At 71.8% G+C, this 20751-nt stretch carries 15 protein-coding genes; 7 read left to right on the plus strand and 8 right to left on the minus strand.

The window, feature by feature from the left end; all coding sequences use genetic code 11:
- Positions 1 to 78 precede the first annotated feature (78 nt).
- On the minus strand, positions 79 to 1044 hold the full coding sequence (locus NQZ70_RS00560) for a GyrI-like domain-containing protein (RefSeq protein WP_129572462.1): 966 nt from the start codon (positions 1042 to 1044) through the stop codon (positions 79 to 81).
- A 529-nt stretch (positions 1045 to 1573) separates the two neighbouring features.
- Between NQZ70_RS00560 and NQZ70_RS00565 the strand changes: the two genes are divergently transcribed.
- Positions 1574 to 2494, plus strand: a complete 921-nt coding sequence (locus NQZ70_RS00565; RefSeq protein WP_129572463.1) for a transposase — start codon at positions 1574 to 1576, stop codon at positions 2492 to 2494.
- A 136-nt stretch (positions 2495 to 2630) separates the two neighbouring features.
- Here NQZ70_RS00565 and NQZ70_RS00570 read toward each other — a convergent pair whose 3' ends face one another.
- The 3 genes from NQZ70_RS00570 to NQZ70_RS00580 all read right to left on the minus strand — a co-directional run bounded on the left by NQZ70_RS00570 (position 2631) and on the right by NQZ70_RS00580 (position 5541).
- Complete coding sequence (locus NQZ70_RS00570; protein ID WP_129572464.1) at positions 2631 to 3752, minus strand: DUF4185 domain-containing protein; 1122 nt, start codon at positions 3750 to 3752, stop codon at positions 2631 to 2633.
- A gap of 395 nt (positions 3753 to 4147) precedes the next feature.
- Positions 4148 to 4486, minus strand: coding sequence for a four-helix bundle copper-binding protein (locus NQZ70_RS00575; RefSeq protein WP_237244898.1), 339 nt, complete (start codon positions 4484 to 4486; stop codon positions 4148 to 4150).
- A gap of 398 nt (positions 4487 to 4884) precedes the next feature.
- Positions 4885 to 5541 (minus strand): ferritin-like domain-containing protein, encoded by a 657-nt coding sequence (locus NQZ70_RS00580; RefSeq protein ID WP_129572466.1) that lies wholly within the window; start codon positions 5539 to 5541, stop codon positions 4885 to 4887.
- A gap of 79 nt (positions 5542 to 5620) precedes the next feature.
- Between NQZ70_RS00580 and NQZ70_RS00585 the strand changes: the two genes are divergently transcribed.
- The 3 genes from NQZ70_RS00585 to NQZ70_RS00595 all read left to right on the plus strand — a co-directional run bounded on the left by NQZ70_RS00585 (position 5621) and on the right by NQZ70_RS00595 (position 8219).
- Positions 5621 to 6604 (plus strand): hypothetical protein, encoded by a 984-nt coding sequence (locus NQZ70_RS00585; RefSeq protein WP_129572467.1) that lies wholly within the window; start codon positions 5621 to 5623, stop codon positions 6602 to 6604.
- A gap of 180 nt (positions 6605 to 6784) precedes the next feature.
- On the plus strand, positions 6785 to 7612 hold the full coding sequence (locus NQZ70_RS00590; RefSeq protein WP_129572468.1) for an MOSC domain-containing protein: 828 nt from the start codon (positions 6785 to 6787) through the stop codon (positions 7610 to 7612).
- A 130-nt stretch (positions 7613 to 7742) separates the two neighbouring features.
- Positions 7743 to 8219 carry a DUF2059 domain-containing protein gene (locus tag NQZ70_RS00595; RefSeq protein WP_129572469.1) on the plus strand — a complete coding sequence of 159 codons (477 nt, stop codon included), beginning with the start codon at positions 7743 to 7745 and terminating at the stop codon, positions 8217 to 8219.
- 30 nt (positions 8220 to 8249) lie between these two features.
- Here NQZ70_RS00595 and NQZ70_RS00600 read toward each other — a convergent pair whose 3' ends face one another.
- The 4 genes from NQZ70_RS00600 to NQZ70_RS00615 form a co-directional block, all read right to left on the minus strand.
- Entirely contained in the window at positions 8250 to 9110 is an 861-nt protein-coding gene (locus NQZ70_RS00600; RefSeq protein WP_129572470.1) for an alpha/beta fold hydrolase, read from the minus strand.
- Positions 9111 to 9256: 146 nt separating this feature from the next.
- On the minus strand, positions 9257 to 10069 hold the full coding sequence (locus tag NQZ70_RS00605; protein ID WP_129572471.1) for a dienelactone hydrolase family protein: 813 nt from the start codon (positions 10067 to 10069) through the stop codon (positions 9257 to 9259).
- 316 nt (positions 10070 to 10385) lie between these two features.
- Positions 10386 to 11243, minus strand: a complete 858-nt coding sequence (locus tag NQZ70_RS00610; protein WP_129572472.1) for a dienelactone hydrolase family protein — start codon at positions 11241 to 11243, stop codon at positions 10386 to 10388.
- A complete protein-coding gene (locus tag NQZ70_RS00615; RefSeq protein WP_129572473.1) occupies positions 11240 to 12223 on the minus strand; it encodes a TauD/TfdA family dioxygenase in 984 nt (327 codons plus the stop codon). The genes NQZ70_RS00610 and NQZ70_RS00615 overlap by 4 nt, the downstream gene beginning before the upstream one ends.
- 568 nt (positions 12224 to 12791) lie before the next feature.
- On the opposite strand from NQZ70_RS00615, the gene NQZ70_RS00620 reads away from it, so the two are divergent.
- The 3 genes from NQZ70_RS00620 (at position 12792) to NQZ70_RS00630 (ending at position 20587) form a co-directional block, all read left to right on the plus strand.
- Positions 12792 to 16940 carry a YwqJ-related putative deaminase gene (locus NQZ70_RS00620; protein WP_165373726.1) on the plus strand — a complete coding sequence of 1383 codons (4149 nt, stop codon included), beginning with the start codon at positions 12792 to 12794 and terminating at the stop codon, positions 16938 to 16940.
- Positions 16937 to 18232: a hypothetical protein gene (locus NQZ70_RS00625; RefSeq protein ID WP_129572475.1), complete on the plus strand. Its 1296-nt coding sequence runs from the start codon at positions 16937 to 16939 to the stop codon at positions 18230 to 18232. The genes NQZ70_RS00620 and NQZ70_RS00625 overlap by 4 nt, the downstream gene beginning before the upstream one ends.
- A 693-nt stretch (positions 18233 to 18925) precedes the next feature.
- A complete protein-coding gene (locus NQZ70_RS00630; RefSeq protein WP_129572476.1) occupies positions 18926 to 20587 on the plus strand; it encodes an amidase in 1662 nt (553 codons plus the stop codon).
- Positions 20588 to 20751: the final 164 nt, after the last annotated feature.

Raw genomic sequence — 20751 nt, forward strand, 5'->3', positions numbered from 1 at the left:
GCCGGGGGCGCCCGCGCCCGGCGCGGCTGGCGCGGCGCAGAGGTCCGGCCAGGGGCGCCGGGCGTCGGGCGAGCGCAGCTAGAGCGGGCGCACGGGCACGCAGATCTCGCAGCGGTAGGTGTTGGTCTTGGGATCGTGGAACTCGCCCTGGTAGAGCTCGAAGCAGGGCCGGTGGTCAGGCTGATAACCGCTCTGCGGGAGCCACTCGCCGAAGAGCCGGTCCCACGCGGCGCCGATCGTGTGCGCCTCGCCGACGAACAGGCTCGCAGCGTACTTTCCGCCGGCGATGTCGGTCACGTTGACCTCACCGTCCGCCTTGAAGCCGTCCGGGATCACGATCGAGGCGTCGTGGCGGCACTTGGACGGGTCGGTGATCTTGGGGTTGTCGTGCGCGATGCCGAGGCAGATGCGGTCCGGGGTCCACAGATCGCGCGCGCTCGCCCAGCGGATGAGGCGCTGCCAGGCCTCGGTGACGCTGCCTCCGGGGCCGTAGGCGCCGACGCCCCTGACGTAGGCCACGTGGTAGCTCGGCAGCATCTTCACCGTCACGTTCATGATCTCCTCCTCGTTTTGGCGGGCGTCCGTGCCCGACGAGGCGTCATCGTGCGCGACGGCGCACGCCGCTGCTTGGCCGGGGTTGCGGTCGACTTCACCCGGCTTGCGATCCGCTTGCCGCGCCTTGCGCGCGGCCGCGGCGCCTCCGTTGCGCCAGGCGGAGGCGCTCATGCCGAAGCGCTCCTTGAAGGCGCGGGCGAAGGCGCTCGCCGAGCTGAAGCCGTTCTCGAGCGCGATCTCGAGGATGTCGGCGTGCGGCCGCAACGTGAGATGGCCGGCCGCGGTCTCGAGGCGTGTCCGCTGGATGAACTCGCGGAGGTTCTCGCCGGTCATGGACTTGAAGACGCGGTGGAAGTGAAACGGCGAGAACGCCGCCACCGCGGCCAACGTCTCGAGGGAGAGCTCCTCGCCGCGGTGGGCCTGGATGTAGTCGATGACGCGGTTGACCCGCTTCTGGTACTCGGCTCGGCTCCTGTCGCTGGTCGCCACAGGGGGAGGTTACCTGATGGTTGGTTTGAGAAAAGCCGCGACTGGACCCCGGCGGCGACCCGGCGGCGACCTGACCCAGGTTGGGCGCGCCGATGCCGACCGCACCCTGCCGACCGGACCCAGGTTGGGCGCCGGCGACCCGACCCAGGTTGGGCGCGCCGCGACCCGATCCAGGTTGGGGGCAACCCGACCCAGGTTGGGCGCGCTGCCGACCGCACCCAGGTTGGACGTCCCGATCCAAGTTACCCGTCCCGATCCGGCTCGGAGTCCCGCAGGTCGGCGACTCGACCCAGGTTGGGGTGGATTGGATTGGATCAACCGGGAAACCGACGCAGGTTGGAGTGAGTTTTGGGACTTCGGATTTGGACTAGCCCAGGCCGGAGGAGCAGCCGCTGGTTGGGCGAGCCGCAAGGACTGTCCAGGTGGCGGACCACCTGGCGCCCTGGCGGCGCCACCCAAAGAAGCGAGCCAAGTCCTTGAAATCATTCGCACCAGCCGACGGCACGGCGTTTGTCATTGTACGCCAGCCATGAGCCAGCCCCGCGAAATTGCCGCAGGCGCCACCTACCTCATCACCCGTCGCGTCCTGCGCAGGCATCTGCTCTTCCGCCCGGATGCGGCCATCACCCAGCTCTTGGTCTACATCCTCGCCGTCTCGACGCGCCGCTTCGGCATCGAGGTCCACGCGCTCTGCGCGATGTCGACGCACCTGCACCTCGTCGTGACCGATACGATGGGCGTCCTGCCGCGCTTTTTGCAATTCTTCCATCGCATCGTCGCGCTCGGGACCAAGGTGCTCCGCACGTGGGAAGGGCCAGTGTGGGACCACGAGGCTACGAGCGTGGTGCGGCTGCTGACGCGGGCGGCGGTCGTGGAGAAGATCGCCTACGTGCTCGCGAATCCTGTGGCCGCCGGCTTGGTCCGACATGCGCACGAGTGGCCGGGCGCCAAGGTGGATGTGAACGATCTCGGCTGCGGCGTGCTGCGCGCGATGCGACCCGCGGCATATCTCGATCCGAAGAATCCGCAGTGGCCAGAAGAAGTGACGCTCGCGCTCGCGCTGCCGCCTGCCATAGAACAGGACGGCGGCGACGGCTTTCGCTGCGAGGTCGCCGCCGAGCTGGAGCGACAGGAAGCGCAGGCCCGTGAAGCGGTGCAGCGGCGAGGGCAACACGTCCTTGGCGCCGAGGGCGCCAGCCGGGTGTCCCCATATGAGCGTGTCACGAGCTTCGAACCGCTGCGCGACTGCAGTCCGACGTTTGCGGTCGGCCGCGAGCAGGGCGATGCATGGCGAATCGCTGCTGCCGCCGTGCGCACGTTTCGTGCGTCGTATCGCGCGGCGCTCGAACGGTGGCGCAGCGGTGTGCGCAACGCCGTATTCCCCGCGGGGACGTGGTGGATGCGCGCGTTTCACGGAGCCACCGTGGCGGACGCCGTGCTCACGGTGTAGTTGCTGCGCCGGCGGGGCACGGAGAGGCGACGGGGGGCGATACGTCGCCGGAGGGCACGTGCGTCTGAAGATGGCGGAGCGAGTCAACCCGGGTCAGGTCGGGTCAGCCCGGTCAACCCGGGTCAGGTCGTCCGGCTCACTCGAGCTCTAGCTCCACGAGTCGGAGCTCTCCTTCCAAGAAACCCGTCTCCCGGAAGTAGGTCACATACTCCACCCGGCCTCCTTCCTGGGCGAGCTCCGCGTGCCCCAGGCCGGCGTACGGCCATGCCTCCGGGGTTGACGGCGCCTCGGCGGTGAACGCCACCGCACTGTCCGACCACGGGCCCTCCGGTGCGGGGGCCGTCCGCACGGAGATCTCCGACGACACCGGCTCGCTGTAGATCGCGACGTACCTGCCGGCGTGCTCGTTCCAGTGCACCGACATCATCGGCGCTCCCGCCATGACCGGCTCCGCCTCGTCGTAACCCTCCACCCAGCTGCCGTCGGAGAAGAACCTCCACGCCCCGCGCTCCGTCACCTGCGCGAGCGGGACGCGCGCGATGAGGCACGGGCACGTGAGCCCCGAGCACGCGCAGGCATACGCGTAAAGCAGCCCCTCGCGGACGAGCGCCGCCGACGTGAACGACGGCTCGTCCGCGCCGAAGAGCAGCGTGGGATCCGCGGCGTCCGGGCGCACCGCCGGACGTACGATCGGCGCGTCAAGGCCCTCCCAGACCGCGATGGACGAGCCCAGCGCGTCGACGTCGAACCCCCCGGCACGCCCCATCAGCTTGCTGTAGAAGACCAGCGCGCGGCCGGTCGCTTCATCGACGACGATCGGCCCCGGCCACAACGCATAGCGCGCCCCACAGTCCTCCTTGCACGTCCCCTCCGCCTGAGGGCCAGAGTGCGCGACGTTGAACTCGAGCTCCTCCCCCGTGAACGGCAGGAACTCCCCAGGCGCGCCGGCCGCGTCGAGCGGCTCGGTCAGCGACGAGAGCCCGTCCGACGCGTTCAGGTCGTCGGTCGAGCAGAACGTGCTCGATCTCCAGCCCGATCCGTCGGACCCCGGCGTCTCCAGGGTCGTATCGCCGAACACCCACACCGAGCGGTCACCCCACCGCGCGCTGTACCCGCCGTCCCGCCCTCGAATCGATGGCTCGAACGTCAGCGCGCCCAGGTCGCGCACCGCGCGCACCCGAGCCTCGGGCGCGTCCGCGCCGCACCCGGCGCACAGGAGTGCGACCCCGGCCGCCCCCGTCGTCCTTCGATAACGCATGCGCGCGAGCGTACCACGGCAGCCGATGATCGCCGCCACATGCGTCGCGCGCTCCGGCCGGACCGCGCGCGGCCGCGAGCGCGGTCCGGCCGCCGCGCGCAGAGGCCGCGTGCGCAAGGGATGGGGCGATGCGGAACGACAGGGGCCGCAGGAAGGCCAGGAAGCTACAACGCTGCTCGGCTCAAAGGAAAGATCGCCAGGGTGAAAAGAACATCAAACAACGTGCTTCGTCGAAGCGCTCCGGTGGCCAGAGCCGTAAGTCAATTCAGGTACAGCACCAAGAAGCTCGACGGTATCCGCTGGCCGCCCCGCTGTTCCCGACAGAGCATCGCGCGAGCGCGCATGGGCCGGAAGGCGCGACGCGTGCGGTCGGAGCGCGCCGACGCCCCGACACCTCAGATCTGCCGGCACGCAGCGGCGCAGCGGCGGCACTCGTCCGCGCACGTCTTCATCTGCGCGTCGCCGGTGAACTTGTCGCAGCTCGCCGCGCACAGGTCGCAGAGGCTCGCGCACACGCTCGTGATCTGGGCGCGCTGCGGCGAGCTGCGCAGGAGGAGCTTCGAGGCCGCCTCGCAGATGTCGGCGCAGTCCTGGAGCAGCCGCACCTGCGTGGCGTCGGCGTGCGCGCCTCCCATCTCGAGGCAGTACTGGCTTGCATGGGTGCAGATCGCACCACAATCCTGGGTGAACCGAGCCACCTCCCGGAACGATCTGTCCCCCGGAAACCTGCTCATGGCAATCCCCTCGATCAACTGGGCCGCTCTTCGCCTCGAGGATATCTCGCGACAACGAGGCAACCTTGGTATCCAGAGGTTGAATGGATTGAGCGATCTTCGCACGTCGGGCCATCCCGCATATAGGCCTCCGAACAGCGGCCGACGCGCTTTCGCCCTCGCGTCCCGAACGCGTCGCGCGAACGGCTCGGACGCCCGGGGACGCATTGTAGCGCGCGATCGAACGGTCGCGCCCGCCCTGGTCGCCCGCTCGGCGCGATGGCTGGACGCGGCGGCGCGCGGACGGCGTCCAGGCGTCGACCGGGAGAGCCAGGGCCCGCCTCGCGTTCGCGAGTTCGCCGCGGGCGGCGAGAGCCGCGCGGAGGCCACCCGCGTCTGCCGTGTCGCGGGCTGGGCGGCTAGCACCCGGGCGCGCGGCAGATACCCATCTTGATACGCGCGATCTCCTGGAGTTCCTCGGCGATCTCGAGCGTGCGCATCGCCGCGGCGCGCGCGAGCGCCTGGGCCTCCTCGGTGGTCGCGAGGCGCGCCAGGAGCCGCCGGCCCATCTCGTGGTGATGGCCCTCGTCGGGCTGGATGACGTCGCGGTAGAGGCGCGCCGTCTCCGCGTCCCCCTGCGACTCGCAGTACTCGATGAAGGCCTGGTTGTGCACCTTGGCGAGCGCCTCCCGCGTGAACTGGCCCGCTGCGACGCGCTCGACCGTCGAGCCGAGCCCCTTCAGGTACCCGAACATCGGCGTGGGCGGCCCGAACCTGGCCGGGATCGCCGCCGGATCGACGCCGAGCGCGCGGAGGCGCTCGGCGATGAGCCGGTAGTGCCTCGCCTCATCGCCGCACTGGCGGGCGAGGGCGAGCTTCACCTCGACGTCGGTCTCGGTGGTGAGCCAGAGCGCAGCCTCCTCGGTCGCCTCGAGCTCCTTCTTGAGCGCGGTCGCGAGCAGCTCCGGGATGCCGATCCCGCTCCCTGGCTCCGCCGCGCCGGCCGCGGCCCCGATGCGGGCGAGGCGCTCTCCCACCCTACGGTCGAGCTCACCCAGGAATTCCTCTGGCTTCATGGGTAGCATGATGGGCGCGCCCCGGGCGGCGGGTCAATAGGCCGCCCTCCCGGGGGCGAGACGGGTGTACCCTCCCCGAATGGCCTGGCGCTTCCTGCCCCCGTGGCTCGATCTCGAGTCGGTCTCGATCTCGTTCGACCTCCCCGCGCGCACCGTCCTGAAGCGCACCGGGATAGCCGCGCTCGCCACGTCGAGCGCCACGGCGCTGCGCTTGACGCTCGCGCCGACGCTCCTGCGTGTCGCCTTCGAGCCCTACCTCGTCATCGACCTGCCGCCGCCGCTCGGCGACATGGGGTTGCAGCAGGTTGAGTACGACCTCCGCACAGGCGCCATGACGCCCAACGTCTTCTACACGGGAGGGCTCGTCCGGGTCGGGAAGGACTCGGCCGAGGACGAGGCCCGCGCCTTCATGCGCGGACTCGTCACCTCGACGCCCATGGCCATACCCCCATACGACCCGACGAGCGATCCCGATCTCGTCGTGACCGTGCGTCAGGTGCTGCTGAACCTCGAGTCCGACGGCGGCGGCCCCGCCGTCCGCGGCGCCCGCGTGTCCGCGCGGCTGACGCTGCGCGAGGCGCTCGCGGGCGCGGTGGGCTCGGACGGGTTCCGCATCCCGGCGGGCGCCACCATCGCGGCCAGCGTCGACGTCGAGGGCACCCGGCAGGAGATCGAGACGGCGCCGCGCGTGCAGCGCATCGAGGTCGACTGCTCCTCGGCGGTGCTCCTCAAGCGCGGCGTCGAGCAGGCCGACCTCCGCCGCTTCGTCGTGAGCCGCGGCGGGGAGATCGCCGTCGAGCGGGTCGAGCCGCTCGGCGCAGCCGGCCAGGCCGCGGGCGTCGAGTCGCTCGTCCGCCTGTTCAGCGCCCTGGCCGCGGGCGGCGGCGTCACGCTCGACCCGAAGCACCTCGGCCCCAGCGCCGTCGAAGGGCTCGTCAAGGAAGAGATCGCGCGCGCCCTGCGCCCGGCGCTCGTCGACTGGGTGCGGCAGAACGCCGAGATCATCGTGGGGATGGACCTGCGGCAGGTGCTCGGGATCCCGGAGGACGGCGGCGTGGCATGAAGGGGAGCGGCGGAGGGAGCCTCTCCCGACGCGCGATCGCCGCCGGAGGAGGCCCCTTTCCAGCGCCACCGAACGCTGCGCCGGCCGAGCGACGCCGCCGTCGAGGAGGGCGTCGCCCGCCGACGCGGGGCGCGCGACGCCGGAGCCCTCGGCGGAGCCGAGGAGTGATATAAGCCCTGAATGCGACTCTCCGCCATCCACATCTATCCCGTCAAAGGCTGCCGTGGCGTCGCGCTCGACGCGGCGGCCGTCGACGAGCTCGGCCTCGTCGGCGACCGGCGGTTCATGATCGTCGACCCCGAGTGCAAACCCCTCACCCAGCGCCCGCTGCCGCGCATGGCGCTCATCGAGACGCAGCTCTCCGAGGGCGAGCTCACGCTCGGCGCCGCTGGCCGCTCGCCGATCTCCGTGCCGCGCGCGTCGCAGTCGGCGCAAGGCGCGCGCCTGCTCACCGTCGAGGTCTGGAGCAGCACCGGCCTCCTGGCCGAGGACTGCGGCGATGACGTCGCCGCGTGGCTCAGCGACTTCCTGGATCACCCGGCGCGGCTCGTCCGGGCCGGCGCGGCGTTCCGGCGGCCCGTCCTCAAGGATTCGGTGGCACGCCCGGAAGATGTGGTGTCGTTCGCCGACGAGTTCCCGTTGCTCGTGATCTCGGAGGCCTCCCTCGCCGACCTGAATGCTCACCTCAAGGACCGGGGCGCCGCGGCGTTGCCGATGGATCGCTTCCGTCCCAGCCTCGTCGTGAGCGGCTGCGAAGCCTTCGACGAGGACCGGTGGGGCCGCGTCCGCGTCGGTGAGCTCGTGCTCCGCGCCGGCGGCCCGTGCGCCCGATGCGTCGTCACCACCACCGATCAGCTCACCGCGGAGCGCGGCCCGGAGCCGCTCCGCACGCTCGCCACGTACCGGCGCGATCCGCAGAAGCCCGGCGACGTGAACTTCGGTCAGAACTACATCCACGAGACGAAGTCCGGCGCCTTGCGGGTGGGGGACGAGGTGACGGTCGTATGACGGGGAGCGTGGGCCGCCCGCGCGGCTCGCGCGCGCCCGCACCACGGGCGCCCCGGCGGATCGAGCGGCGGGAGGCGGCGGGATCGCGGGGGCGACGCAGACCGCGGCGCGTCCGTGATAAACATGGATCATGAGAAAGCACGCGCCTCGTTTCTGGATCATCTCGCTCGCCTTCGTGACCCTGCTCTCCCTCGTGTCGCTCGGCGACGCCCACGCCGGTGAGGCCGAGAAGAAGCTCGCCATGGAGCTCACGCACCTCGTCATGCCGAAGGAGGTCTACAACGCCCTCATCGATCAGCTGATGACCAACATGGGGGCGTCGATGCAGCAAGCGGGCGCGAAGATCTCGGCCAAGGACACCGGCAAGCTGAAGGCGGTCGTCGCCGAGGTCCTGCCGTACGACGAGCTGGTCCAGTGGAATGTCGAGATCTACGCGGGGAAGTTCACCGCCGATGAGCTGAAGGAGCTCATCAAGTTCTACGGCACGCCGGTCGGCAAGAAGGCCGCGAAGCTCCTCCCCGAGATCAGCGGGGAGGTGGGAAAGAAGGTCGGGTCGGTCATCATGCAGCGGATGCCCGCGGCGATGAGGAAGGCCGGGATCCAGTAGCGCGCGCCGCGCTCGGAGCCATCGTCTGCGCTACCGCCGGTAGACCAGGAAGCCGGCGATGGCGTCGAGCAGCGCCCGTGGCTCGTCGGCGCGCACAGAGTGGCCGCTGCGCTCGAAGACACGTAGATCGGCGCCCGGGATGAGGCGCGCGATCTCCGCCGACAGATCGGGCGGGCAGATCCAGTCGTGCCGGCCGGCGATGACGAGGGTAGGGACCTCGATCTCGGGCAGGCGTGGCGTGAAGTCGAATGTCCGCATGAACCGCTCCAGGGCCACGTTCCACGCCTCGACGTTGTAGATGGCGCGCGCGCCGGCCTCGGCCGCCTTCTGCGGGTCGAACGTGGTCGAGTAGAGCGGCCCCATGATCTGGAGGAACTCGGCGAACTGCTCGTCGCTCTCGAGCTTGCCGGCCCAGAGGCGCTCGCATGCGTCTTTCTGCTGGTCGGTGCCGCGGCTCGCCACGATCTGTTTGGATCGGTCGATGAGGCGGTGGCTCGCCGCCGTGGCCACGAGGATGAGATGCGAGATGTGCTGCTGGTACCGGAGCGCATAGGCCATGGCCACCATGCCGCCATAGGAGGTGCCCATCACCACGATGCGATCGAGGCCGAGGTGCTGGCGAAGCGCCTCCATGTCCTCGACGTTGTTCTCGAGGGTATATGTCTCCTTCGGGCCGCGCGCCGAGCGCCCCTGGCCGCGGTGATCGAAGTAGACGAGCTGCGCGCGGTCGGAGAGCGGCGTCATCCCGCCCTTGTGCGAGGAGTGATCGGCGCCCGGCCCGCCGTGCACGACGAACATCACCGGCCGTTCGCGCATCTCGGGGCCGTCGGGGACGAGGCCCATTCCCTCGACGTCGAAGTAGATCTCGGTGTCTCGGATCCGCGCGCGCACGGCGTCAGGGTAGCCGATCGGCGGCGCGCCGGGGGCGCGGGAGCGTCGGAGCGAGGGAGCTTGGGTGCGTGCGGAGGAACAGCGGAGGCGCAGCGTGGTGCCGGGGCAGCAGCGGCCGCCGAGGCGAGGTCGCGTCCGGCGCGCGGTCAGGCGACGCCGTGTCGGGTCAGCCAGTCGAGCTGGCGCTCCCAGGCGTCGGCCGCGGCCTCGGGACGGTAGCTCGGCCGGTAGTCGGCGTAGAAGGCGTGCGGGGCGTCGGGGTAGACGCGGATGTCGGAGCGCGCGGCGCCGGGCGCGCCGCCGGCTTCGGAGGCGGTACGGAGCGCTTGCTGGAGCTCGGTGACCGTCGGCAGGGGGATGCCCTGGTCCTGCCCGGCATAGAGGCCCAGGACGGGGACCTGCAGCGCGCCCACCACGTCGATCGGGTGCTTCGGCTGCGCCTCGGTCCGGTCGCCGGTGAGGCGTCCGTACCAGGCGACCGCCGCCTTGAGCGCGGGGTTGTGGGCGGCATAGAGCCACGTGATGCGCCCGCCCCAGCAGAAGCCCACCGCGGCGGCCTTGGTGGCGTCGGCCTTGCCGGAGGCGCGCGCGAAGGCGATGCTGGCGTCGAGGTCGGAGAGCACCTGCCGGTCGGGCACGCGACCGGCCAGCGCCCGGAACTCGTCGATGGTGGTGAGGCGGCTCGGGTCGCCTTGGCGGACGAACAGATCCGGGGCGAGGGCGTAGTAGCCGAGCTTCGCGAAGCGGCGGACGACGTCGCGGATGTGCTCGTGGACGCCGAAGATTTCCTGGATGACGAGCACCAGCGGGAACGGCCCGCCGGAGGCGGGGTGGGCGCGGTAGCCGGGGAGGTCGCCGGCCGGTGCGGGAACGGTGACGGCGCCGGCGATGAGGCCGGCGTCGTCGGTGTGGATGGGGCTCGGAGCGTTGCTCTCGGCGATGGGCGTGGAGGCGGTCATGGCCTGGGCCGGAGCAGCCGCCGTGCCAGAGGTGGGAGCGACCGACCGGAGCGACCGACCCGGGTTGAAGTAGCCGACCGAGGTTGAGGTGACCGACCCAGGTTGGGTTGAGCGACCGACCTGGGTTGAAGTAGCCGACCGAGGTTGAGGTGACCGACCCAGGTTGAGGTACCCGACCAGGCAGCCGGCCCAGGTTAGCCGACCGAGGTTGAGGTAGCCGACCCAGGTTGAGGTAGCCGACCCAGGTTGCGGTTACCTACCCAGGTTGCGGTTACCTCAACCGCCCTATGTCCGGGGCGGCCGTGCTCCTGTGCGGCTACCCCGCTGTTCGCACGCCCTCGCCGGCGACCGCATGCGGCCGCGGCTGCGCGGCGACGCCGCCGCCGATGCGCTCGGCGAAGAACTCCCGCGTGCGCCGCCACGAGAGCTGCGCCGCATCGGCGTGGTACGCGGGCCGCGTCTCGTTGAAGAACCCGTGCCGCGTCCCCGGGTACACGAACGAGATCAGCTCCCGCCCCGCAGCCCGGAACGCCTCCTGCACCGCGCGCGCCTTCGGCGTGATCGCCGGATCCTCCTCCGCATAGTGCACCTGCAGCGGAAATCGCACACTCGTCGCCTGGTCCAGCGGCGGCGCCTGCCCGTAGAAGACCGCGCCCGCCGCGAGCTCCACGCCCGCAACCGCGAGCTGTCCCACCAGCCCTCCGCCCAGCGAAAAGCCGACCGCGGCGATGCCCCCCGGGCGCACGTCGAACCGCCCAGCCAGGTGCGCCGCCGCCGCCCTGGCGTCCGGCAGGTACGTCGACGTATCGCGCTCGCTGAACCAGGCGAACACCGCCTTCAGCCGCTCCTGCTCGCCCGCCGGCAGCCGCGCGACCGCCTCGTCGCGGTCCGGAGCGCGCAGCAGCCCGACGCCGCGGGCCACCTCCGCCTCGGTGAAGGTCCGGTGAACCGCGTCGTGCGAGTACAGGTTCGGCGCGAACGCGAGGTAACCCTCCTGCGCGAAGCGCCTCGCCAGCTCGACCGTGTGGGCCGTGAGCCCCAGCCCCTCATGGAGGATCAGCACCGCCGGCGCCGGCGAGCGCCCGGCCGACGACGGGCGGACCTGCACCGCCTCGACCGTCCCATGAGGACCTCGGAACGACGTCCTCTCGACGCCTGCGCTCGCGGCGGTCACGCCTGCACCTCCGCCTCTGGCGCCTTGTCCTTTCGGGCGGCCTTCAGCTTGCTCGGGGGCCGCTTGCCGAACGGCTCGCCGGCCACGATCTCGGAGCGCACCCCGTCGACCCCGACCGGGATGTCCCCGGTCAACGTCACGCGGTAGAGCACGCGCTCGACGTCGAGGTGCCCGAGGTCCTGCGGGCCGAGGTGCGCGGTGGCCCGGTTGTCCCAGAACGCGACGCTGCCCGGCTCCCACCGGAACCGCACGGTGTACGTCGGGCGGCTGATCTGCTCGAAGAGCAGGTCGAGGATCGCGCTGCTCTCGCGCGGCGACAGGCCGACGATGTGGCTGGTGAACCCGGGGCTGACGAACAGCGCGCGCTCGCCCGTCTCGGGGTGGACGCGCACCACCGGGTGGATCGAGATGAGCGGGTTCTCCCGCACCTTGCGCAGGTACGGGCTGTCCTGGTCCTGCGGGGCGAACCTCAGCCCGAAGCGGTGCTCGGCGCGCAGGCCGTCGACGAGCGCGCGCAGCGGCGCGGACAGCCCCTCGTAGGCCGCCACGAGGTTGGTCCAGGTCGTGTCGCCGCCGTAGGGAGGCAGGATGTGCGCCCGCAGGATCGACGCCGCCGGCGGGTTCACGGCCGCGGTGACGTCGGTGTGCCAGCGGTTCTCGTAGCTGAAGCGCTTGCCGTAGCGGCGATCGTAGCGGCGGCTGTCGATGGCGAGGATCTCCGGGTGCTCGTCGAACGGCTCGTCCTCGTGCGGGTGCGCGTAGGTCACCTCGCCGAAGCGAGCGGCGAAGGCGATCTGCTCGGCGTGGCCGAGCGGCTGGTTCCGGAAGAAGACGACCTTCCACTTCAGCAGCGCCGCGCGGATGGTCGCCACGGACTCGTCGGGCAGCGGCCTGGAGATGTCGACGCCGTGGATCTCGGCGCCGATGTGCCCTGCGAGCGGCTTCACCTGGATGGATGACTCGGATGGTCTCTGGCTCATGGGTCTCCTCCGCGTAGTCCCCCCGTCGCGGTTACGGGCGTCAGGTATGCGGGTGCCGTGCCAGGAGCGAGCCGCGGGGTACGCGCATGGAGACGGCGAGGCGAGGGCACACACCGAGCGCGCAGCGTGAACGTATGGACGCGCGACGTGGATGGCGGCTTCACGCAGGCCACCGCGTCGAACGCTCGCGTCCTCATGCTGCGACGATCGCCTCGCCCTCACCGTGCGCAGTGGCCCAACCTCGCGCGAAGACGATTCAAGTGAACCTCATGATGCTGCAGGTCCGCGTGGCCAGTCGACCGGAGATACTCCACGTAATTGCGCATTGCACCGGCGGCTCGAGGGATGTTGCCCAGCGTCTCATGCACGATACCGATGTTCCAGCTCGACGCAGCTTCCGCCTCCCGATCGCCGATCTCACAGGCGATCGCCATCTGTCGGTCGTAATGCTGGATGGCCAGCAGGGGATCCCCGAGGCCGGCATGGGCGTTCCCCAGGATCGCTTCGGAGCATCATCCATCCTCGCGGTGGCTATTGACACCGCGTCTCGATGCGCGACCATCGCCTCATGGCGCGCACGGCTCCGGTCCCCAACATCCCCGCCATTCCGGGAATGAACCCCGGTGTCTTCATCATGGGCGGCGGCGCCGGCGGCGGGGGCCGCGGCGGGCGCGGCGGCAACGGACGCGGCGGAGATCAGGGCGCAGGGGGCAAGAACGGCGGCAACGGCGCCGATGGCGGCGGCCGCAACGCTGGTAGCTGCGGCCAGGGCAGCGGCGGCGGCTGCCCCAACCCGGCGCACGGGGGCGGGGGAGGAACGCAGGCCGGACACCCCATCGATCCGGTCACGGGCCGTGTCTACACCCTCGCCGTCACCGACATGGCGCTGCCGGGAGCGTTTCCGCTCGTGATCGAGCGCGCCTACAGCTCCGCGCAGCGCGACGTCGACGATGGCCTCGGCCACGGCTGGAACCACTCGCTCGGCTGGCGCGTCATCGAGCTCCGCCGCCGCCGGGCGCGCGTCGTCACGGCCACCGCGCTCGCGTGCGAGGGCCGCTGCCCCGACGAGGGCGAGACCGTGAAGCTCCCGGTCGGGCTGCTGACGCGAACCCGCGAGGGCTACTTCCTCAAGGCCGACGACGGGATCACGCGGGTCTTCGAGCATGCCTTTGCCATCGACAACGAGTTCCGCCTCAGCGCGCTCCTGGATCGCAACGGCAACCAGGCCCGGCTCTTCTACGAGAACGGGACCGGTCCGCTCCAGTTCGTGAACGACAGCGTGGGCCGGCTGCTCCGCGTGCGCCGGCACCGCGACGGCCGCATCGTCGCGTTCGAGGTGAAGAACGCGTCCGCGAGGGGCGCCTGGACGTCCTTCCGCACGTATGAATACGACGAGCGCGGAGATCTCGTGGCCGCGCGCGACGCCCTGGGTCACGCGATGACCTTCGCGTACGACGCAGACCACCGGCTCGTGCTGGAGCGCTGGCCCACGGGCCTCGAGGTCCACTACCGCTACGACGACCACGGCCGCTGCGTGGAGACGTGGTGCAACGATCCGAACGAGCGCGCGCTCTTGGTCGAGGGCGTGCCCGAGGTGCTCGCGGACGGCAGCCGCGCGAAGGGATTCCTGCATGCGAAGGTCGAGTACGGCGCGGGCGAGAACAACGTCATCACCTCGCGCGCGCTGCGGAGGGTCGAGGTGAACGCCTTCGGCAAGGCCGACCGGATCGTCTGGGCGGGGCAGGTGCACGACAACGCGTTCGACGAGTCGGGCGAGCTCGTGGGATACCGCGACGGCCTCGGGCGCGCGTGGAGGATGGGCGAGGCCGACGGCGTGTACCGCGTGGTCGACCCGCTGGGGCGTGCGACGGACTACGTGTATGACGATCGCGAGGACGTCGTGACCACACGCGGCCCGGATGGCCTCGAGACGCAGCACGCGCGCGATACGAACGGCAACCAGATCTACCTCTCGGACGCGATGGGCCTGGTCGCGAGCTTCCGCTATGACGAGCGCGGCTGCCTGATCCACGCAGAGACCGAGGGCGGCGGCAAGACGTCGATGAGGTACGACGCGCTCTGCAACCGCGTCGAGATCGTCGAGCCGGACGGCGGCACGCGCGCGCTGCGCTACGACTTCCTCGGGCGGCTCGTGGAGATGCGGGACGAGAAGGGCGGGGTCCACCGGTGGATCTACGATGCGATGGGGCGCGTGGTGGAGCATTGCTCGCCGCTCGGCGCCCGCACGTTCATGAGCTACGACGAGGCCGGCCGCTTCAACGGCGAGCGCGACGCGGACGGCCGCTGGTTCCGGCTGGTCTATGCGGGCCTCCGCGAGGTGATCGCGGTCGAGCGGAGCGACGGCTCGCGCGTGTCGTACGCCTACGATCGCGAGCTCGACATGGTGCGCATCGTCAACGAGGAGGGCGACATGCACACCATCGAGCGGGATCTCGAGGGGCGGATCCTCTCCGAGCGCACCTTCGACGGCCGCACGCTGCGGTACAGGAACGACCAGGCTGGGCGGCTGTCGAGGATCACCTTCGACGACGGTGAGTTCGTCGAGCTCACCTACGACGAGCTCGATCGGGTCATCGGCCGCTCCTTCTCCGACGACACGTTCCACAAGCTGGAGTACGACGAACGCGGGCGCGTCCTGCTCTTCGAGACGGAGGCGGTCCGCACGCGGTACACGTACGACGCGCGAGGGCGTTGCACCCGCGAGGACACGGAGCTGGTGAGCGATCCATCGTCCGCGACGTCCATCCGGCACCTCTACGACGCCGGGCTGAATCGCACGGTGATGAGCGTGCCCGGCGCCTTCTCGATCGCCACGCCGCGCGACGCCGCGGGGCGGTGCTCCGCGCTCTTCTTTTCGGATGCCAGCGGCGCGCATCAGCCGATCGCGGCGTTCGCGTACGACCCGGCGGGCGCCGAGGCGGGGCGCCTCTTCGCGGGCGGGGGCGGGCTCGAGCTCACGAGGGACGCGCACGGCAACGTCGTCCGCTCGGCCGTCGTCGGCCGCGGCGCCGCCGCCGCCGTCCGCCCGGGTGAGCCCGCTTGGGTCGGGAAGCTCGGGGGCCCGGAGACCCTGCGGTTCGACTACCGGTGGTCGCCCGCGAGCGAGCTCCTGGTGCTTGCGGATCGCGATCGCGGGGCGCAGTCGTTCGCATATGACGCGCGCGGTCGCATCGCGCAGAAGCGGCACGAGCGGCGGGCCGGGACCGAGGACTACGTGCTCTCGCCGCGCGGCGACGTCCGCTGGATCGACGGCCGCGCGCAGTTTCACCTGGGCGGCGGTCGGCTCGTGACCACGAACGGCGCGACGCTCACGTACGACGCGCGCGGCCGGCTCGTGAAGAAGGTGGAGGGCGCCGCGGTGACCACCTACGCATGGAGCGTGCTCGGCCTGCTCTCGGGCGTGACGTTGCCCGACGGCACCCGGCTCGAGTTCGTGTACGACGGGTTCGCGCGGCGCCTGGAGAAGCGCGTCGTGCGGCGAGGCGCGGCGCTCGTGAGGCACCGCTACCGCTGGGATGGTGAGGACCTCCTGGAAGAGACGGTGGAGCGCGCGGCGAGCACCCCCGGCGCGACCACGCCGTTCACGCTGGTAGAGCGTAGGCGCTACGCGTGCGCGCCGGGCTCGCCGGCGCCGATCGCGCAGGCGATCGATACCGAGGCCGGCCCGGGCGCGTGGAAGTACCTCGTGCACCGGGACGGGGCGCCTGTGCCGCTAGCGCTCGTGGACGCCGACGGGACCGTCGACCAGGTCTTCGAGACCGGGGCGTACGGCCGGGTCATCGCGGGCGACGCCACCGCCACGCTGAGCCGATTCCCGGGGCACTGGTACGAGCCGGAGACGGGGCTCCACTACAACCGGTGGCGGTACTTCGATCCGGCGAGCGCGACGTACCTGAGCCCGGAGCCGCTGGGGCTCGAGGGAGGGCTCGAAGCGTACGGGTATGTGAACGGGCGGCCGCTCGCGTTGGTGGACCTCGATGGTTTGATGGGCTCCACCCTCAGCTCCCGGCGCCTCCCCCGATCTCAAGGAGGCGGCACACGAGACTTCACGGGGCGGTCAGCCAGCGAGCGCAACGCCGGCGGCAGGGGGCCGCTGTACGATCTCCACCCGGCAGTCGCCGCCGCGCTCCCCCAGGACTCCGGGCGCGGCCAGGGCAGGGATCCGTCTTGGTGTTCCGAGCCCCATGCGATCAGCAATTATCTCCACGACTACGAGGATCGAAACGGCGTGAGATGCGATCCGGGCACACCCGAAGGCCAGCGGCATCTCCGCCGCGCCCTGCGCCGCATGGGGCCGATCGGAAGCACCGATGTCAATGGAACCGCGTGCGCGCCGTGCCCGAACTGCTCACAGACGCTGGCTCGCTTGCACGCCCTGGCAGGCACGGGCCAGCAGCCCGAGACGATTCCCGCGTCGCCCCCTAGAGGCGGACCGCCCCTCAACTTCCGGCCTGCCGGCGCGGGCGCACCGCTGGACCGGGCGCGGCAACAGGGCGCCCAGGGGAACACGGCGCCCCTGGACGACGCGCGCCGGGCGAACGCGGCGCGGTACCGACAGCAGCTCGAAGCGGATCGGGCGGCAGGGCGGAACAATCACTCGGATGTGGAGATTGAGCGCCGCGCCAATCGCGTGGCCGGAATGACCCCGGGCGTCTTCGAAGGTACCGGCCAGAACAACGACTGGGGTCCGACGTGAAGACTCGATTCAGCCATCCCCTCCTCGGTACAATCGAGAAGGGCATGTTCAACCCCGAGCTCCGATCCATCTGTGGAACCAAACAGCTCACGGCATCCATCTCTCAGTTGAACGAGGTGGCGGAGAGGCTCGAGCGGTGGCGTGCCCCGGGGTTCGAACTGCGGGCCCGCGTCCATCTCGGCACCTTCGAGCCGGAGACGGGGCCGGTCACCGCGCTCGACAAGACGAACGCTCTCGTCAATGGCGTTGCTCGCCGGGTCGGCCAGGCGAGTCGCCAGTCTCACCTGCACAGCTTCTCGTGGCACGTCTGCGACGACGTGCTCGCCCTGCGCGACGACGTGTTCTTGCGAGTCCTGGGGCCCACGGCGAGCAGCCTGCGGCCCTGGCTTGAAGAGTGCGCAGCGCTGCGTTTGCAATGCATCTTTCCGGTGGTTCGAGCCGCCGGACCGTCGCTTGTCGCTCCCAAGTCTGGCTGGATCGAGTTTCGCGACGACTACGTCGACGCGACAGGGCGTGCGGCTCTGGACAACGACGCCGTGCACCTAGATCTCCCGCTCGAAGAAGCGAACGAGCGGCTTCGACATAGCGTGGTCGGATTTCTCTGCGCAACCGTCGATCCAGCGTCAAAGACGCTTCCGCTGTCGCCTCGCGCGAGAGAGGCGGCGTCGCGCTGGCTCTGCCGGCTGCACGATCCCGGCGACCATTCGCGGCTCGCCTCATGGGTGCTGGAGAACGGCGGCAGCGAGGCACTCGCCAGGACGGCCGCAGACGCGGAGCGCTCGTTCGGCGGTTTGCGCAGCGTCGACCGGGTCCAGCGCTTCGGCGGGATTCAGATGCTCGACCGAGCCCTCGCCGAAGGGAGCGTGGCGGAGTGGCCACTTCAGCAGACGCCGGACGGCCCCGCGATCCTGGTGAGCGTACGAGATATCGACAACCCCGACACCCTAGTGTGCTTGACGGAGGACGGCAGGATGTGGGCCTATGGGTTCGGCTGGGACGATTGGGAGCGAACGAGCGACTCCGCGCGCGTGTTCGTCACCCGGGTCGCGCTGTGGGGACACCCCAAAGAAGTGCCGATTCATGTCTCGCGGTCGTCGCATGGTCGTGCGCTCGGCCAGGCGCTCGGCCTGGAGGAGGTCGAAGATGCCACCGACTCCACCGGCACCTTGTACGCCGGCGACGCGGCGATGGTATTCGAGCGGAGGCTGTCCGAGGGGCGCGCCGTTACATGGCTGCGCGAGCTGCGCCCCGAGGCGGTGCTCGCCTGGGACGAGTTCACCTCCCCTGCCTGAAGCACCGCCCGCTCCGTGGCCTCCTCGTCGAACATGCAGATACGCGATTCCCCCGCCCTTCCAGGTGTCTCGCTCAGCGATCGAGAGCGGCTCCGTGAGCGAGCGCTCTTGAAGTGCTTCACCCCGCAAGCCGAGGCACGAGCGTGCGAGCTCCCCGCGGGGTAGGCCGTCCGTTGCGGCAGTTCCGCATTCCACGCCGCCTCGCTCCAAGTGTAGCGGACCCCCCGGATGACCGGCGCCCACGACGTCCCCCTCGCACCTGGGTGCACGCGCCGCCACGAGCAGCGCCGAACCAGCCCGCCGCCGCGGACCCGCCGCCGCACATGCGCCGCCGCGCCCCCGCCCCGCGCCCGCCCCGCGCCCCCGCCGCCGCGCCCCGCCGCCGCGCCCCGCCCCGCGCCCGCCCCGCGCCCCCGCCGCCGCGCCCCCGCCGCCGCGCCCCCGCCGCCGCGCGCCCGCCCCGCGCCCCCGCCGCCGCGCGCCCGCGCCGGGCCCCCGCCGCCGCGCCCCCGCGCGCCGGGCCCCGCCGCCGCGCCCCGCCGCCGCGCCCCCGCGCGCCGGGCCCCGCCGCCGCGCCCCCGCCGCCGCGCCCCCGCCGCCGCGCCCCCGCCCTGCGCCCCCACGGCGCGATCTCGACGCCCACCGCGATCGCGGCCCGCCGCGCGACGGGGTCCGTCGAGTAAGCTGCGCCGCATGAAGGTACCCCGACTCACGGGCCGCGCGCTCACCGCAGCGCGCCTCGCGGCCGAGGCGCCCGGATCGTCCGCCGCGCTCAGGAAGGTGCTGAAGCGCGCCCTGGGCATCGATCGCCTCTCGTCGCTCCCGGACGCATGGCGCGACGACATCCCCGCGCAGGCCCGGCCGATCCAGGCCGCGGCGCCGCGGCGCTGGGGCGACGCCGCGCTCGGCGCGCTCCCGCGCCGCGACTGGCCCAGGACCTCGCTCGCCTACGCGGCGGCCTACCGCCACGGCGCCGTCGACCCGCGCCGCGTCGCCGAGCGCGCCCTGTCCGAGATCGACGCGCTCGCCGCGCAGCGCCCGTGCATGAACATCGCCGTCGCCGCCGCGCGCGAGGCGGCGCTCCGCGACGCCTACGCGGCGGCCGCGCGCCACGCCGCCGGCCGGGCGCGCGGCCCGCTCGACGGCGTGCCCTTCCTCGTCAAGGACGAGTTCGACGTCGAGGGCCTCCCGACCACGCTCGGCTCGCGCTGCGGCCCGCTCGAGCCCGCGCCGCGCGACGCCGCCGTCGTCGCCCGGCTCCGCCAGGCGGGCGCCGTGCTCCTCTGCAAGACGGTGCTGACCGAGTGGGGGATGTCGCCGCTCGGCAACAACGTCCACCAGCGCATGCCCCACAACCCGCACCACAGCGAGCGCGCGGCCGGCGGCTCCTCCACCGGCTCCGCCGTCGGCGTCGCGCTCGGGCTCGCCCCGCTCGCGGCCGGCGGCGACGGCGGCGGCTCGATCCGGACGCCCGCCGCGCTGAACGGCATCTTCGGCCTCAAGCCGACCTTCGGCCGCGTGAGCCGCGCCGGCGACGGCTTCAAGGGCTCGGTCGCCCACGCCGGCCCGATCGCCTGCAGCGCGGCCGATCTCGCCCTCTTCCTCGACGCCGTCGCGAGCGAGCCCGACCCCGACGACGACCTCACCGCGTGGGCGCCTCCGCCGCCCCCCGGCGGCTTCGGCGCGCTCCTCGGCGCCGGCGTGCGCGGCCTGCGCATCGGCGTCGACGAGGCCGAGTGGCGCGACGCCAGCGTCCCGATCGCGAGCGCGTGCCGGGGCGCGCTGCGCGCGCTCGAGCGCGAGGGGGCCGTCCTCGTGGACGTGCAGATCCCGATCGCCCGGTACGCCGCGCAGATCGGCTACCTCGTCATCGGCCCCGAGTCGCTCGAGGCCCACCAGCGCGCCTTTCGGGAGCAGCGCGACCTCATCAGCGAGGACCTGCGCGTCACCTTCAGCGTGCTCTCGGGCGTCACCGCGCGCGAGCGGCGCGACGCCGCGCGGCTGCGCGCCGGGATGCGGCGCGAGGTGGCGCGGGCCCTCGCCGGCGTCGACGTGCTCGCGCTCCCGACGACCGCGATCACCGCGCCCCGCTACCAGCAAGCCGAGGAGGGGCGCGCCTTCCTCGACCCCGCTGCCCTCGAGGGGGTGTGCCGCTTCGCCTTCCTCGCCAACCTCACCGGCCTCCCCGCCGGCACCGCGCCCGTCGGCATCGACGCCGAGCGCCTGCCCATCGGCCTGCAGATCATCGGCGACGCGTGGGACGAGGCGGCGGTCCTCGCCGTCCTCGCCCACCTCGAGCGGTCCGAGCTCGCGGTCGCCCCGCGGCCCCCGGGAGGCATCGACCTGCTCGGGTAGCGGGCCCGGCGCGCCCGGCAGCCCCGACCGCCATCGGACGAGCGGCGGTGCTCGGAGAGGAGATCGGCGGCGGCGACTCGCACGCTTCCGGAGACGCCCGTGGTATCGTCGGATACGAACGCGAGATGGGGCGTCAGCGGCACGGACTGGATCTTTGCATGGAT

Source organism: Sorangium sp. So ce836, from assembly GCF_028553905.1.
Classification (GTDB): Bacteria; Myxococcota_A; Polyangia; order Polyangiales; family Polyangiaceae; genus Sorangium; species Sorangium cellulosum_D.

Bases quoted from the DNA above. Each gene is read 5' to 3' on its own strand.
- NQZ70_RS00565 (WP_129572463.1), top strand. From the start codon at position 1,574: ATGAGCCAGCCCCGCGAAATTGCCGCAGGCGCCACCTACCTCATCACC.
- NQZ70_RS00570 (WP_129572464.1), bottom strand. From the start codon at position 3,752: ATGCGTTATCGAAGGACGACGGGGGCGGCCGGGGTCGCACTCCTGTGC.
- NQZ70_RS00575 (WP_237244898.1), bottom strand. From the start codon at position 4,486: ATGAGCAGGTTTCCGGGGGACAGATCGTTCCGGGAGGTGGCTCGGTTC.
- NQZ70_RS00580 (WP_129572466.1), bottom strand. From the start codon at position 5,541: ATGAAGCCAGAGGAATTCCTGGGTGAGCTCGACCGTAGGGTGGGAGAG.
- NQZ70_RS00585 (WP_129572467.1), top strand. From the start codon at position 5,621: ATGGCCTGGCGCTTCCTGCCCCCGTGGCTCGATCTCGAGTCGGTCTCG.
- NQZ70_RS00590 (WP_129572468.1), top strand. From the start codon at position 6,785: ATGCGACTCTCCGCCATCCACATCTATCCCGTCAAAGGCTGCCGTGGC.
- NQZ70_RS00595 (WP_129572469.1), top strand. From the start codon at position 7,743: ATGAGAAAGCACGCGCCTCGTTTCTGGATCATCTCGCTCGCCTTCGTG.
- NQZ70_RS00605 (WP_129572471.1), bottom strand. From the start codon at position 10,069: ATGACCGCCTCCACGCCCATCGCCGAGAGCAACGCTCCGAGCCCCATC.
- NQZ70_RS00615 (WP_129572473.1), bottom strand. From the start codon at position 12,223: ATGAGCCAGAGACCATCCGAGTCATCCATCCAGGTGAAGCCGCTCGCA.
- NQZ70_RS00620 (WP_165373726.1), top strand. From the start codon at position 12,792: ATGGCGCGCACGGCTCCGGTCCCCAACATCCCCGCCATTCCGGGAATG.
- NQZ70_RS00630 (WP_129572476.1), top strand. From the start codon at position 18,926: ATGAAGGTACCCCGACTCACGGGCCGCGCGCTCACCGCAGCGCGCCTC.